The following is a 14611-nucleotide window of genomic DNA, read 5'->3' as shown; positions in this document are numbered from 1 at the left end:
CCGCCCCGTCTCGTGACAGGGCGAGGCGGTCAGCGCCCGGACCGGCTCGCAGCGGGACCGCGTCCTGCTGAGCCCCCTCCCGTCCACGGCACCAGCACCCCGAGACGGGCGGGGAAGCGACCCGCCGACATTCCCAGCCGGCGGGTTCGACAACGGGGCTACATCAGCGAGGCCAGGCGAAGGCTTCGCCGACCGTCGCGGCGAGCTGCAGGTAGGCGTCGCGTGTGGAGGGGGCGAGGCGATCGAGGTCGACCTCGGCGCCCTCCTCCAGGTGCGCGTCCCAGGGAACCCGGACCACAGCGCGGCAGCGGCTGGCGAAATGCTCCTCCAGCCGGTCCAGATCCACGCTGCTCTTACCATCCTGGCGCACCATGGACAGCACCACGACCGCACCGCGTACGTGGTAGCCGTACTCGTGCGCCTCCAACCAGTCGAGGGTGGCGCTGGCGCTGCGGGCACCGTCGACCGACGCCGAACTCACCAGAACGATCTGGTCGGCCAGGCCGAGCACCCCGCGCATCGCCGAATGCAGCAGCCCTGTACCGCAATCGGTGATGCAGATCGAGTAGAAGTGCTCCAGAATCCGGGTGACCTCGCGGTAGTCGTTCTCGCTGAACGCCTCCGAGACCGCCGGGTCGCGGTCGGAGGCCAGGATCTCCAGCCGACTCGACGACTGCGAAGTGAAACCGCGGATATCGGCGTAGCGCGTGATGTGGTTTCGCTCGTTGAGCAGGTCGCGGATGGTGGCAGCGGTTTCCAGACGCACCTTGTCCGACAGGGTGCCCCGGTCGGGGTTGGCGTCGACCGCCAGAACGCGGTCGCCGCGCAGAGACGCCAGCGTGGACCCCAGCGCCACGGTCGTGGTGGTCTTGCCCACCCCGCCTTTCAGGCTGAGCACCGCCACCCGGTGATGCCCGCCCGCCACGTGCGTGCTGGCGCGCTGGGTCAGTTCACGGCGCCGCATCTCCGCCGACGAAAGGCCGGGTTTCACCAGGCCGAGCGTTGCCGAATGCACGATCTTGCGCCACCCGGACGTGGGTGTCTGGCGCCGCCCGCGCACCAGGCTGTCCGCGTCCAGCGCGTCGGCCGTCTCGAACTGCCCCTGCTCCTGGGCCGCGGACTGGTTGCCGGGGAAGTGGGAGTGGTACTGGAAGCCCTGCGCAGGCTGCTGCAGCGGCGCCCCCTGCCCTCCGCCGGGGTAATGCGGCTGCCCTCCGTACGGCGCATGCGGCGGATAAGAGTGCTGCTGGCCGCCCTGCGGTGGCTGCTGGCCGGCGGGAGGCGGCTGGTAGGCGGGGGGAGGAGGCCCTTGGGGAGCACCGGGTGCTCCCTGGGGATGCTGAGGCACCTGCGGCGGACCGGCCGGCGGGTACCCGGGGATCTGATACGGGTTGCGCCGTTCGCCGGGCGGAGCCTGCGGTTCGGCCGCCGGCCCCTGGGCGGCGTGGGGCTCCTGCGGGGCGCCCTGCATGTTCGGAGGCGCTTGCGGTCCGGTGTACGGCGGCTGCGGATGGCCGGGCACCCGCCAGTCATAGGGGGACTGAACCGCTCCCGGCGGCATCGGCACCCCGCTGGGAGCCTCCTGCGCACCGCCCGGCCTGCCCGGCTGCCTTCCGGGAGCGTACGGCCCCTGGGAGTTATACGGGGTCTCCGGCGCGTAGAGAGGGGTCTGAGGGCCGGGCTGCGGCGGCTGACCCGCACCGGGGTCCTGCTGCGGGGCGAACCCGTGGGCGTCCTGCGGAAATCCCGGCGACTGCGGCTCGCCCGCCGGCCCTTCCGGGCCGCCCTGCCGCCACTCGCCATGGGACTGTGGGGTCTCCGCCGCCTCGGCGGCGTGCCCGCTCCGCTGACCGCCGGTGGCGCCAGGAGCCGACGCGCTGTCCTGGTACGGCTCTGGCACGGCGGGGTCCTGCTCAGGCTCGGTGGCCTGCGGCGCGGCCTCGGGGGGCTGCGGCTCCTCCGCCCCGCCCGGGAAGGCGCCCTGCGGCCGCTCGGACGCATCGAGCGCGTACGGTTCCCGGGGGTGGTGGGGAACTTCCGGGGTGTGCGACTCGTACGCCTGCCCGGGTTCGGCGGCACCGGGAACGAGGTCAGGCCCCTGCGGCTGCCCCTGCTGCACAGAGGGGTCCAGCGGAGGCAGCTGCTCGGGCTCGGGGATATCGGTCTCCAGGGAATCGGGTCCTGGCGGGAACAGGCCGACGCCTTCCTCGGGTATGGCGGGGGCCGCCGGGGGCGGATACCCCTGGTCGGGCCCCGGGTGCGGAAAGTCCGGCCGGAAGGCCGAGGGCGCCTGCCCCTGAGGGGCCGCCCGGTCATCGGCCGGCGCCCGCCCGGCGACATCCCATCCTTCCGCGGATGGCGTCTGGTGCGTTTCCGGGGAAGGCGGCGATCCCGGGTACCGCGTCTGGTCGGGCTGCGGAGGGTCGTACTGCTCAGGCGAGGGCGCCTGGTAGCCGGTGTCCGGCGGTGCGCTGTTGCCGTTCTGGGAGATGTCGTGGCCCGGCTGCGGTGCGGGAGGCGCCGGAGGGTCCTGGGGGGACGGGGGGAAAGCAGGGGGCGGAGCGATCTGATCACCGGCCGGCTGGGCGTAGGGCGGCGGTGGCGGGAGCATCCCATCCCCGAACCACTGGTCGGCCGGAGACATCTCGTAAGCCGCGCCCGGTGTCCCCTCTAGGGAGTCCCCGTTCCCTGTTCCCGCGGGATCCTCCTGATCAGGCTGATCCCACGGACGTGTACCCGCGTGTTCCCAGCCGTCGTGCTCTCTCGGTGCCACCGCGATTTTCTCCTCAAGGGCGGGTCAACATGGCGTGCAGGTTCATTCGCTGGGCGACCGGTTCACACCGGGGATGACATGGCCAAGCCAGACTCCCAGACTCGCGAGCTCTCTGACCCCAGTCTCAAAGATAAAACCATCTGCCAAACGGCTTCATCTTCGCCTGTCCACAGGGGTATCCCGGACCACCGGCACCCAGGTGGCGACGGGTAGCGTTCGGAGCATGCACGCAATTGTGATCAGTGAGCCTGGAGATCCCGACGTCCTCTCATGGGAAGAGGTTCCCGACCCCGTCCCCGCTTCCGGAGAAGTCCTCGTCGACATCGCCGCGTCAGCGGTCAACAGGGCCGACATCAACCAGCGCCAAGGTTCCTACCCGCCGCCGCCGGGCGCACCGGAGTACCCGGGCCTGGAGTGCTCCGGGCGGGTCGCCGCCCTCGGTCCGGACACGGAGGACTCCGGGTGGTCAGTAGGCGACGAGGTGTGCGTCCTTCTCAGCGGCGGAGGCTACGCCGAACGCGTCGCGGTTCCCGCGGGGCAGCTGCTGCCCATACCGCGCGGGGTGAGCCTGGCCGAAGCGGCGGCACTGCCCGAGGTGGCATGCACCGTATGGTCCAACGTGTTCATGGTCGGCGCTCTGCGCCCCGGCGAGACCCTGCTGGTGCACGGCGGCGGCAGCGGTATCGGCACATTCGCCATCCAGCTCGCACGCGCGCGGGGGGCCCGGGTCATCACGACGGCGGGCAGCGAGGAGAAACTCGCGCGCTGCCGCGAACTGGGCGCCGACGTCACCATCAACTACCGCGAGGAGGAGTTCGCCACACGCGTCAAGGAGGAGACCGGAGGCGCGGGAGCCGACGTCATCCTGGACATCATGGGCGGTTCCTATCTGGAGAGCAACGTCCGCTCCCTGGCCGTCAACGGGAGACTCGTCATCATCGGGCTGATGGGAGGACGCTCGGCAGAGCTCGACCTCGGGCGGATGCTCGTCAAGCGGCTCTCTGTACATGCGACGACGCTGCGCGCACGGCCTACTGAGGAGAAGGCCGCGATCGTCTCCGAGGTGGTCGAGCATGTATGGCCGCTTCTGGAGAAGGGGGCGATCCGGCCTATCGTGGACCGCACGATGGAACTGCCGGACGCGGCAGAAGCCCATCGCATCATGGAATCGAGCGCCCATGTGGGGAAGATCGTGCTCACCCGGTAAGGGTCGGGTTACCACCGTGACGGAAAAACTCGCGGACCCCGCATGAGTTTTCTAGGTGAGGGTTGATGAGCAACGGATTCAACGAAGAACGACAGCAGCCGCAGATCCTGGTGGTCGGCTCCGGAGCCGCCGACTCCGACGTCGAGCAGCAGGGCGAGGGGGCCGAGCAGGGGAAGGCCGCGGAACGCACGATCACCGAGCAGGTCGAGCAGCCCGCGAAGGTCATGCGCATCGGCAGCATGATCCGGCAGCTACTCGAAGAGGTGAAGGCGGCTCCACTCGACGAAGCCAGCCGCTCCCGGCTCAAGGAGATCCACACCAGCTCGATAAAGGAGCTTGAGGACGGCCTGGCCCCGGAGCTCATCGAAGAGCTGGAACGGCTCAGCCTTCCGTTCACCGACGGCTCCACACCGAGCGAAGCCGAGCTGCGGATCGCCCAGGCCCAACTGGTGGGCTGGCTGGAAGGACTGTTCCACGGGATACAGACCACCCTGTTCGCCCAGCAGATGGCCGCGCGCTCGCAGCTGGAGAACATGCGCAAGGCACTGCCCCCGGGGCGCCCGACGTCCAGGAGCAGCGGATGCCCGGCCCGGGATCGGGCCCGTACTTGTAGTCGTGCGGACAGGCGGCGCCGGGGCACGGGGGGCTTCCGGCGCCATGCCGCGGCCCGCTACTTGCCGACCGGTTCCAGCACCTCGCGGCCCACAAAGGGACGCAATGCCGGCGGCACCACAACGGAGCCGTCAGCCCTCTGGTGGTTCTCCAGAATGGCCACGATCCAGCGGGTGGTGGCGAGAGTGCCGTTCAGCGTGGCGGCGAAGCGCGGCTTGCCATCGTCCTGACGGTAACGGACGTTCAGTCGGCGCGCCTGGAAGTCGGTGCAGTTCGAGGTGGAGGTCAGTTCGCGGTAGCGGCCCTGGGTCGGGATCCACGCCTCGCAGTCGAACTTGCGTGCGGCGCTGGTCCCCAGGTCTCCGGCGGCGATGTCGACCACGCGGTACGGCAGCTCCAGCTTGTCGAGCATCTCGCGCTCCCAGGCCAGCAGCCGCAGGTGTTCGTCGTGCGCCTGCTCGGGGTGGCTGAAGACGAACATCTCGATCTTGTTGAACTGGTGCACCCGGATGATCCCGCGGGTGTCCTTGCCGTAGGACCCGGCTTCCCGGCGGAAGCACGGCGACCAGCCGATGTAGCGACGCGGCAGCGCGTCGGCGGCGAGGATCTCCTCAGCGTGGTACCCGGCAAGGGGAACCTCAGAGGTCCCCACAAGGTAGAGGTCGTCCGACGGCAGATGGTAGATCTCGTCGGCGTGGGCGCCGAGGAAGCCGGTTCCCTCCATGGTTTCGGGCTTGACCAGCACAGGCGGGATCATCGGGGTGAACCCGTTCGCCACGGCCTGCTGCATGGCCATGTTCAGCAGCCCCAGCTCCAGCATGGCGCCGACCCCGGTCAGGAAGTAGAAGCGCGCGCCGGAGACCTTGGCGCCCCGGTCGGTGTCGATGGCACCAAGAGCCTCGCCCAGCTCCAGGTGATCGCGCGGGGTGAAATCGAACTCGCGCGGGACACCGACCTCTTCGAGGACGGTAAAGTCGTCCACGCCCCCCTCGGGGGCTCCCTGCTCGACGATGTTCGGCACGCCGGCGAGGACCTTGTCGAGCTCCTCCGCGAGGCGCTCGGCCTCGCTCTCGGCCTCCTTGACGTCGGCGGCCAGGCCTTTGGCTTTGCTCAGCAGCTCCTCGCGTTCCTCCGGGGACGCTTTGGAAACCGACTTTCCGACGCTCTTCTGCTCCGCGCGCAGCGTCTCGAAGCGGGTCAGGGCCGAACGGCGGCGGGAGTCGAGGTCGAGTAGCCGGTCGACGGTGGACTCGTCCTCGCCGCGCGCCCGTTGCGAGGCGCGAAGAAGGTCAGGGTCGTCTCGGAGAGCACGAAGGTCGATCACGTTCAGCAGGTTACCGGGGATACACCACGGTCACACACTCTTTCCCCCCGCGGTCCCGACCGCTCGGCCTGTTCTTCGCCTTGCAGGGCGGTGCGGCCGCTCGGGGCGAACTCAGTGGGGAAAAGGGCGAACATGATCCGCGTGCCACGCGTGTGCAGGGGGGATGGGAACGAGGACCGCACGGAGTGCGTCCATATGAAGGACAGCCACGGGCTGAGAATCTTTTCGGGGGAGGTGCGGACCATGCCGCTACACCCGCCGCCGGCCGAGCGTCGCTCGGCCCCGCCGCGGCGGCGGTGGTCACGGCCCGGACGCACCGCGACGGCAAAGGGACCGGTGAAGGAGGCGGGTAGACGCCCCTCTGCCCGCCCGGCCCTGCTGGAAATTCCAGACCACGAGGGACGATGACATGAACGACGCACTGAAATCGGGAAACGAGAGGCACGGCCTACGGCAGACACGGCTGCTGGACGCACGCAGTCGGCGCGCCCTGCTGCGCGCATCGCAGCGGGACATCTCCCCCAGCGGGCGGCAGGAACGGCCGGGATCGGAACACGCGCGGGCCAAATCGGCGGTCTGACCTCATCCCGCCTGGCCTCGCGCTCTCGCGGGGCCCGTCCGCTCTCTTTCGCCGGTGTGATGACCGATGCCCCGCTGTCCTGGCAGGTGCCAGGACAGCGGGGCATCGTTGCGTTCGCCGAGCACGGGGCCGTGTTGGGAGGTCTGCTCCACCCGGCGGCGCCGCGCGAGAGTAGCGGGTATGGGGCTGCCCGCATGCGGCGTCGATCGACGAACCGAACCGCCGCCTGCGCGCGACCGGATGGCGACCGGCTTGAGGGGGAGGATGGCAGGCCCGAAGCACTCGGCCAGCTCCCGCCGAAGGGCCGCGGGCATCTCAGCCGGTCTCTGACGCTTCGAGCAGGTCGCGGACCTCTTCGGCGGTGGTCTCCCGGAGCTCCTCCGCGAGGAGCAGCCAGCGTGTGGTGCCGACCGATTCGAGGAAGGGCAGGTCGTGACTGGCGATCAGGAGCGCGCCCTGGTAGGAGTCGAGAGCGCTCGTCAGCTGCCGCATGCTGGCCACGTCGAGGTTGTTGGTCGGCTCGTCCAGCATCAGCAGCTGCGGGGCCGGTGCGGCGAGCATCGTCGCCGCAAGGGCGGCCCGGAAACGCTCTCCTCCCGAGAGGGTGCCCGCCGGCTGTTCGGCGCGCGCCCCCTTGAACAGGAACCGCGCGAGCTGGGAGCGGATGTGGTTCTCGTTGACCCCGGGAGCCATGCGGGCGGCATTCGCCGCGACGCTCATCTCTTCGTCGAGCACGTCCAAGCGCTGCGGAAGGAACCGCAGCGGCACGAACGTCGCGGCCTCGCCGGACAGCGGTGCGAGCTCCCCGGTGAGGGGGTGTGCAGCAGCGTGCTCTTGCCGGCTCCATTGCGCCCGACCAACGCGATACGTTCGGGCCCGTGCACCTGGAGATCGCCTTCGCGCAGCTCGCCGAACCGGAGGCGAAGCCCGCGCAGACGCAGGACGGTTCGACCTGAGGGCACGGCTGTATGGGGAAGGCTCACCCGGATCTCGGCGTCGTTGCGGACCGCCTCCGCGGCCTCCTCGCGCCGCTCGCGTGCCTCATTGAGACGATCCTCCTGCACGCCGCGGAGCTTGCCCGCCGACTCCTGCGCGGACCGCTTGCGTTCGCCGGCGACGATTTTCGGAACACGCCGCTGGACGTCCATCTTCGCGCCGTGCCGCCGGCGGCGGGCCAGCTTGGTCTGGGTCTCCTCCAGTTCGCGCTTTTGTCGGCGCACGTCCGCCTCGGCGGAGCGCAGCATCCGCTCCGCCGCTTCCTGCTGGGTGGCCAGAGCCTCCTCGTAGCCGGACCAGCCGCCCCCGTACCAACTCACCGATCCGGATCGCAGCTCGGCGATGCGGTCCACACGCTCCAGCAGGTCACGGTCATGGCTGACCACGACCAGCACACCGGAGCGCCAGGAGCCGACGGCCTCATAGAGCCGACGGCGCGCGAACAGGTCAAGGTTGTTGGTCGGCTCGTCGAGCAGCAGAACGTCGGGACGCTCCAGCAGCAGCGCGGCCAGGCGCAGCAGAACGGTCTCCCCGCCGGATATCTGCCCCACGGTGCGATCCAGCTCGACGCCGCCGAGCCCGAGGGAGCCCAGTGTCGCCAAGGCCCGCTCTTCGACGTCCCAGTCATCGCCGATGGTCTCGAAGTGCTCCTCGCTCACGTCTCCGTTCTCGACGGCGCGCAGCGCGGTGCGTTGCTCGGCGATCCCCAGGGTCTGGTCGACGCGCAGTGCCGTGTCGAGGCTGGCGTTCTGCGGAAGGTAGGCGAGGCCACCGCCAACGGTCACCGACCCCTGAGAAGGGCACAGCCGGCCGGCCAGCAGCCGCAGCAGGGTGGACTTGCCTGTGCCGTTGGCACCGACGAGGCCGGTGCGGCCCCGGCCGATGCTGAGAGAGAGCCCGTCGAAGACGGTCGTGCCGTCAGGCCACTGAAAAGACAGGGCGGAGCAGGTCACAGAGGTGCCGGGCGTGATGAGACTGGCCATGGTGATTCTCGCAGTCGCAAGCGCGGTGGATACGGGCTTCGTGTGCGAGCACCACGCGGCGACCCAGCCGAGAAAAAGGGTGCGGTCCTGCGGAGAGTGAGGACGGCTCATGCACCGAGGTCGCATCCACGCGGGTCACGGGCGACGGGAAATCCGGCTGCAGCGTGACGTGCCTACGGCCGGTGCCGTACCGCGCGATGATCGCGAACCTCAGATGCGCAACGTCCACCTCTATCGGAGACAACAGGACCGTTCACGACGGTAACGCTGCGGAAGGGGGAACGCAAAGCGTTAACGCGCACCCGGGGCGGAGCGCTAAGCGGGCGGCGGTCCCGGGTACCGGAGGGCACGGCGCCGGGGCGGTGGCGAGCCGCGACCCGCAGCGGTCGGTACGCGCTCGATCAGCCGGTCCGGCCGCTTCTCTCGGCCCGTCTCCTGCACGCGGGGATGGCCCCGTTGTTCTTATCCGCCCGCTACTCCGCCTCGCCCGTGCGGATCCGCGCCAGCCATCGTTCGGCTTCGTGGAAGTCGGCGTTGCTCGTGCGCCGCGGCGGCCGGAGCGCCGTGCCCCCGGTACCGTTGTCCGCACGCGGGTAGCTGCCGAGGAACCGGACGTCGGTGCAGATCCGGCGGATACCCATCATTGCCTCGCCGACCCGTGCCTCCAGCACGTGCCCCTCGGCGTCGATACAGAAACAGTACTTGCCCAGGCCGTCGCCGGTGGGCCGGGACTCCAGGCGCGTCAGGTTAACCCCGCGCATCGCGAACTGGTTGAGCAACTCGATAAGCGCGCCCGGATGGTCGTCGGCGATGAACGCGACGAGCGACGTGCGGTCGGCGCCGGTGGGCTCGGGCAGCGGGCCGGGCCGGGTGATGTAGACGAAGCGCGTCGCCGCGTCCGAGTTGTCGCCGATCCCCTCCGCGAGGGCGCACAAGCCATAGCGTTCACCCGCGATGCGCGCGGCGACGGCGGCGTCATACGGTGCTCCCGGCTCGACTACCGCCTGAGCGGCCGCGGCGGTCGAGGAGACGGCGTGCGTCTCGGCGTCCGGCAGGTTCGCGGCCAGCCAGCCGCGGCACTGCGCGAGCGCGTGAGGATGGGTGGCCACCCTCTTGACGTCGGCGAACGCGACCCCCTCGCGCGTGAAGAGGGTGAACTCGACCGGCACCGCGACCTCGGCGGTAATCAGCAAGGGAGCTCCGTTGATGAGCTCCGCAGTGGTGGCGGTGACTCCCCCTTCTACGGAGTTCTCCAGCGGAACCACCCCGCCGTCGACCTGGCCTTCACGGACGGCCGTGAAAACCGCATCGACCCCGGAGCAGGGGACCAGCGCCTCCGCCGGAGCCTCGGGCTCAAGCGCCCGGAGTGCGGCTTCGGTGAAGGTACCTGCTGGCCCGAGATAGGCATATCGGTTGGGCATACGTAGCAGGTTATACCCGTGACCGGGGGAAACCCTGACACCCGTGGTCGAAGGGCACGGCACGGGGCTATGTCGCCGTCTCCGGGACTTCGCTCCGGCGCGCGGAGTTGTCGGGGAAGCGGCCGAGCGGCCGTACCGACGGACCGACTCCGCCAGGGGTGTGCGGCTGTCCCCGCGCCTCTCCCCGTTCGGCGCTCGGGCCGGGCATCGCGGCCACGTTCGACGAGTCGTCCATTGGAGTCGTGGCTCTGGGTCCTTGGCCGAGTCGGGCGGCGCGGATCGCGCGGTACTCCTCCGGGGAGAGCGCTTCGGCCGCTTCGCCGCCCTCGATCGTCTTGGCGTAGGTGCGGGATTCGGTACGGCCGTTGATGGATGTGATGACCACACCGTTGCCCGCGGCGTTCAGGATGGCCAAGGAGAAGGAGCGTGCCCCGGACATCTCCTCCAACGCGTCGTAGCGTACGACCGCGACATCGCGGATCGCACGGACATCGATGCCGCCGGTCTCGGGAAACTGCCGGCGGGCCAGGGAACGGGAATCACCGAGCGCGGTGCGGGAGTACCGGAAGGCACACCCCCCGAGGATCAGCCCGCCCAGTCCCAGGAGCGCGCCGCCAGCGGCCAATATCGTCGTAATAGTGAACACAAGGCGAGGGTAGCCGCTACCATGCGTCTATACACAACTACCGTGGGTGTTTCCCGTGTCGAGTTTGGATAACTTTCCGGGACAGGGCCCGCGAGGTGGACCGGACGTTCTCCCGCCACCGCCGCGCCCGCCGCACCATCGCCGGACGCAGTTCGCGCTCCGCGAGCGCGCGGCCCACCTCGGCGAACTGCCGCGCCCGGTGTAACTGGGCCTTCATGTCGGTGCCGGTGGGCCGGTGCTCCATAGGCACGTCGACCTCGACCACGCGGTACCCCAGGTGCAGAACGTCGATCGTCAGCCCCGTCTCGGCACCGAACCCCGCCGCGAGCGGCCGCGCGTTCTCGAAAGCCTCGCGAGTGATGCAGCGCTGCCCATTGAGCGGTTGCTCGGCTTCCCATCCGGTGGCGCGGCGGATGCCGTCGCGGGCCAGCCGCACCACGAAACCGTGCCCGCCCAGACGCGTCCGGGTGGCCGGGAACAGAGCGATCGTCATGTCGGCGGCTCCGGAGCGCACGGGCTCGATCAGCGGAGCCGCGCCCGAGGCGGTCGACCTGAGGTCGGCGTCCAGGAAGAGCAGGTGCCGGGCCCGCACGGGGCCGCCGGTGGCGCCCTCGTGCTCCTCGATGAGGCGGACGCCTTCGGCGCCGCTCTCTATCGCGGCCCCTTTGCCCTGGTTGCGGCTGTGCCGGACTACACGGGCGCCGGCCTCGGTCGCGACCCCGGCGGTGTCATCGGTGGAGCCGTCGTCGACCACGAGAACCAGGTCCACGTCGGGAAGTGTCCGGGCCGCCCGCACCGTGTCTCCTATGCGGGCCTCTTCGTCCTTGGCCGCGATGATGACCGCGACGCCTACCCGGCCGGCCTCCACGGGACCGTCATTCATATCCCGACCGTCCTATGGGCATGCACTCGACCCGGCGGCGATGGGGAGCGCGTCGGTCGAGTCCTGGATGGTGAAGACGGCATCGAGCCCGGTGACCTCAAGGACCTTCATGACCGCCGACTTCGGCGCGACGAGTTCGAGGTCACCGCCCTTCTCGCGTGACCGCTTCATAGCGGACAGCAGAACACTCATCCCGGTGGAATCGCAAAAATCCACCCGTGACATGTCGACGATGAGGCGACGCGCCCCGTCCTCCAGCGCGTCGACGAATCCGCTACGCAGCTGCGGTGCCGTGTAAAGATCAATCTCGCCACGCACGGTGACGACCGCGTAATCCGCGCGAGATTGACTTGAGATCTTCAACTCCACAGTCGAGTACTGTAGCGGTCACAGGATCCCCTAGCCACCTCGCTTGCGGTGTTTCACCACATCATCCGCGATCCAAGGATTAGGAACCCCCGATCCGGGGAAACCTCACGCCCCCGTGATCTGCGGCTCGCAGCACATCGACGCCCCGCTGTTCCACGCCTCCGGCCGAGCGGCCTCGGGGGACCCGGACGCCACCTCCTCTCCGGCCGACTCAACGCCCTGCGCAGACAGATCCAAGATCGCCCACACCGTGGTGACCTGGTCGTCGACCTCGGTTCCCCACCTGGTCGCGATACGCTCCACGATCCCCAGCCCGCGGCCGCCCAGTGCCGATATCGAGGGCCGCGCGATCCTGGGCAGGCTCTCCGACCCGCCGTCGCAGATGGCGATCTCCAGGCTCCCGGCAGCCACCTTCCACGACACCCCCACGGAACCGGGCGGGAAGGGCTCGGGCAGGGGCGCCGCGTGGCGCAGGGCGTTGCTCATCAGTTCGCTGAGGACGAGGGTGGCGTCGTCGACCCTGGCCTCACTGACTCCCGCCGCCTCAAGAGCAGAGCAGAGGCTCCGGCGCGCGCTCGTCACACTCGCCGGTGCATGCGGCAGCAGTAAAGGCCTCGACACGTCCCTCTCCCGTCCTCCAGCACACCGCTTCCCGCCAAGCCGGCCCACCCCGCCGGCCGGAGGCGCCCCACCTGCCGCCTACCCCGCACAGGGGCGGATGCAGCGCATACTTCCGGTCGGCCGCGCGCGTAATTCCAGACCTCGGCCCACCAGGGCCCAAAATGCCCCGTTCGCCTGCGTGGAAAACACGCGGCGGCCGCTGCGGTCGGGTGTTACTCCTCTTCCGAAAGCCCTTGCACGGTCCGATCCACCCTTCTGGCCGCGGGTTCTGGCCCTGAAACCGGGGCGGAGCGTAAGGTGAATCTCATTTGCGTGCCCTTGTCCACCGCGTGGGCGGTGACGTCGCCTCCTTGTGCTCTGGCGAGTCTGCGCACGATGTAGAGGCCCAGCCCGATACCGCCGAACCTTCGCCGGTCGCCGGCATCCCCCTGCACGAACCGCTCGAAGATCCGCTCTTCGTCCCCCGGAGAGACACCGATTCCCTCGTCCTCGACGGTGACGATCACCCAGCCGTCGTCCCCGCATGCGGCTCGGGCGGTGACGGTGCCCCCATCCGGGGAGTACTTGAAGGCGTTCTCAAGCAGCTGGCCCATGATGACGTCGGTGGCGACCGGATCGCCCGCGACCTCGGGAAGCTGGTCGGACAGCTCCAGCAGCAGCCGGTGCCGGTCCGAGAAGGGGTGGAACGCGGTGGTGATCTCCCGCAGCAGCCGCCGCAGGTCGAACGGGGCGTTGCCGACGTTCAGCTCACCGCTGCCGGCGACCGATCCGAGGAGCAGGTTCTCCACCAGCTGCGCGAGCGCCGTGGACCGCTCGGCGATGGTGCCGACAGCGCTGCGGCGGGCATCGTCGTCGAACTGGTCCCAGCGCTGGATCAGCGTGCTGGCGAAGCCCTGCACCGCGGTGATGGGGGTGCGCAGCTCGTGGCTGGCGGTCGCGAGGAAGAGGTCCTTCTCCTCCTCAAGCGCCTTGGCCTCGCTGATGTCGCGGAAGTCGATCACGCGCTCCTCGGTCTCCGGGATGTCGGTGATGAGGATCTCCAGCCAGCGACCGCTGTCGAGCCGGTGCTTGAGGGGGTCGTCCTGCTCCGAGGGCAGCGGGAAGGGAAGCTGGCGTCCGACCACATCACCGAGAGAGCAGCCGGTCAACTCGGCGGCGGCCCGGTTCCACTTGCGCACCCGTCCGGAGGCGTCGAGGACGGCGATACCGTCGGCGCTGGAGTCCACCACGGCGTGCTCGTACGCGCGCTGCCGGACCATCTCCTGGTAGGCCATGGCGTTGCCGAGCGCCACCCCGGCGTGCGCGGCCAGCAGCTCCAGCAGTTCCAGCTCGATGTGGCCGACCTTGCGCCTGCTGTAGAGCGCGTACAACGCGCCGTAAGGGCGTCCCTGCACATTGGAGACACCGAGGGCGATGGTGTGCAGGCCGTCCAGGTCGGCCCAGATGAGATCGTCGAGGCTCCGGGTGTCGTCGGTGGCCAGCAACACCGTCTTACCGCTGCGAAGGAGCTCGCCGAAGAGGCTGGACTCCAACGGTGCGGTGTAGCCGTGCAGATGGTCGGAGAGCTGGGTGAGGCTGACCAGGCGTAGCTGGTCCTCTTCGATGAGCACGAAACCGCCGGCGTCGGCGCCGGTCAGCTCGGTGAGGCTGTGGGCGATACGGTCGAGCACCGTGCAGAGGTCGAGGTCGGCGTTGATATCGGCGACGACGTCGGTCAGCCGGCGTACCAGCCGCGCCCGCTCGGCGATATGCGCCTGGACCCGGCCGGCGTCCTCGTAGGTGTGGAACACGCTCATCCAGCCGGAGGCCCTGTACTCGTGGTCGAACAGGCAGCTGGTGTCGATCCGGACATCGATGGCGGTTCCGTCGCGCCGCAGCCGACGGCTCACGATCGAGAGCGGCTCGCCGGCGCGCACCCGTTCCAGCACCGCGTGGTGCTCCGCGAGCAGCTCCTCGGGGACGATCGGCGGCGCGGTGCCCATGACCTCCTCGGCTGCCCAGCCGAACATTCGCTCCGCTGCGGGATTCCACACCACGACGCGGAAATCGGAGTCGACGGCGACGATCGCGTCCGCCGAAAACGCCAGTACGGCATCAGCGTTGAGGGGTGCACGGTCGGAACTCACGTCGTCATAGTGCCAGCCACGACCGGACCCCCGGCTGCGATTCCGGAAGGAGCGGCGTCGGGTTCTACGC

The 14611-nt window shown here is 69.6% G+C and carries 10 protein-coding genes and 2 pseudogenes; 3 read left to right on the top strand and 9 right to left on the bottom strand.

Annotation, left to right across the window (positions count from 1 at the left end; all coding sequences use genetic code 11):
• Nucleotides 1-163: 163 nt before the first annotated feature.
• Nucleotides 164-2773, bottom strand: coding sequence for a MinD/ParA family ATP-binding protein (locus tag VS93_RS31145; protein ID WP_236700383.1), 2610 nt, complete (start codon nt 2771-2773; stop codon nt 164-166).
• A 223-nt stretch (nt 2774-2996) separates the two neighbouring features.
• Here VS93_RS31145 and VS93_RS06970 point away from each other — a divergent pair, with 223 nt between their 5' ends.
• On the top strand, nt 2997-3980 hold the full coding sequence (locus tag VS93_RS06970) for an NAD(P)H-quinone oxidoreductase (RefSeq protein ID WP_046469190.1): 984 nt from the start codon (nt 2997-2999) through the stop codon (nt 3978-3980).
• Between the two features lie 65 nt (nt 3981-4045).
• A pseudogene (locus tag VS93_RS27725) lies at nt 4046-4593 on the top strand (bacterial proteasome activator family protein).
• 57 nt (nt 4594-4650) lie between these two features.
• Here VS93_RS27725 and serS read toward each other — a convergent pair.
• Entirely contained in the window at nt 4651-5916 is a 1266-nt protein-coding gene (gene serS / locus VS93_RS06960) for a serine--tRNA ligase (RefSeq protein WP_046469188.1), read from the bottom strand.
• A 409-nt stretch (nt 5917-6325) separates the two neighbouring features.
• On the opposite strand from serS, the gene VS93_RS28930 reads away from it, so the two are divergent.
• Nucleotides 6326-6496, top strand: a complete 171-nt coding sequence (locus VS93_RS28930; protein ID WP_156184707.1) for a hypothetical protein — start codon at nt 6326-6328, stop codon at nt 6494-6496.
• 315 nt (nt 6497-6811) lie between these two features.
• Here VS93_RS28930 and VS93_RS06955 read toward each other — a convergent pair.
• The 7 genes and pseudogenes from VS93_RS06955 to VS93_RS06925 all read right to left on the bottom strand — a co-directional run bounded on the left by VS93_RS06955 (nt 6812) and on the right by VS93_RS06925 (nt 14541).
• Nucleotides 6812-8475 (bottom strand): annotated as a pseudogene (locus tag VS93_RS06955) (ABC-F family ATP-binding cassette domain-containing protein).
• Between the two features lie 473 nt (nt 8476-8948).
• Nucleotides 8949-9896 carry a prephenate dehydratase gene (gene pheA, locus VS93_RS06950; protein WP_046469187.1) on the bottom strand — a complete coding sequence of 316 codons (948 nt, stop codon included), beginning with the start codon at nt 9894-9896 and terminating at the stop codon, nt 8949-8951.
• A gap of 67 nt (nt 9897-9963) precedes the next feature.
• Nucleotides 9964-10521, bottom strand: a complete 558-nt coding sequence (locus tag VS93_RS06945; RefSeq protein ID WP_394298796.1) for a DUF4446 family protein — start codon at nt 10519-10521, stop codon at nt 9964-9966.
• A gap of 58 nt (nt 10522-10579) precedes the next feature.
• On the bottom strand, nt 10580-11425 hold the full coding sequence (locus tag VS93_RS06940; RefSeq protein ID WP_046469186.1) for a glycosyltransferase family 2 protein: 846 nt from the start codon (nt 11423-11425) through the stop codon (nt 10580-10582).
• Between the two features lie 12 nt (nt 11426-11437).
• On the bottom strand, nt 11438-11794 hold the full coding sequence (locus VS93_RS06935) for an STAS domain-containing protein (protein ID WP_173434275.1): 357 nt from the start codon (nt 11792-11794) through the stop codon (nt 11438-11440).
• A 105-nt stretch (nt 11795-11899) separates the two neighbouring features.
• Nucleotides 11900-12415 carry an ATP-binding protein gene (locus VS93_RS06930; protein WP_082126675.1) on the bottom strand — a complete coding sequence of 172 codons (516 nt, stop codon included), beginning with the start codon at nt 12413-12415 and terminating at the stop codon, nt 11900-11902.
• A 212-nt stretch (nt 12416-12627) separates the two neighbouring features.
• Complete coding sequence (locus VS93_RS06925; protein WP_046469185.1) at nt 12628-14541, bottom strand: PAS domain S-box protein; 1914 nt, start codon at nt 14539-14541, stop codon at nt 12628-12630.
• Nucleotides 14542-14611: the final 70 nt, after the last annotated feature.

This window comes from Allosalinactinospora lopnorensis (assembly GCF_000981225.1).
Classification (GTDB): domain Bacteria; phylum Actinomycetota; class Actinomycetes; order Streptosporangiales; family Streptosporangiaceae; genus Allosalinactinospora; species Allosalinactinospora lopnorensis.
Note: the sequence above shows the minus strand (reverse complement) of the source record. Positions and strands in the feature narration are given on the sequence as shown.

Bases quoted from the DNA above. Each gene is read 5' to 3' on its own strand.
- VS93_RS06940 (WP_046469186.1), bottom strand. From the start codon at position 11,425: ATGAATGACGGTCCCGTGGAGGCCGGCCGGGTAGGCGTCGCGGTCATC.
- VS93_RS06970 (WP_046469190.1), top strand. From the start codon at position 2,997: ATGCACGCAATTGTGATCAGTGAGCCTGGAGATCCCGACGTCCTCTCA.
- VS93_RS28930 (WP_156184707.1), top strand. From the start codon at position 6,326: ATGAACGACGCACTGAAATCGGGAAACGAGAGGCACGGCCTACGGCAG.
- pheA (WP_046469187.1), bottom strand. From the start codon at position 9,896: ATGCCCAACCGATATGCCTATCTCGGGCCAGCAGGTACCTTCACCGAA.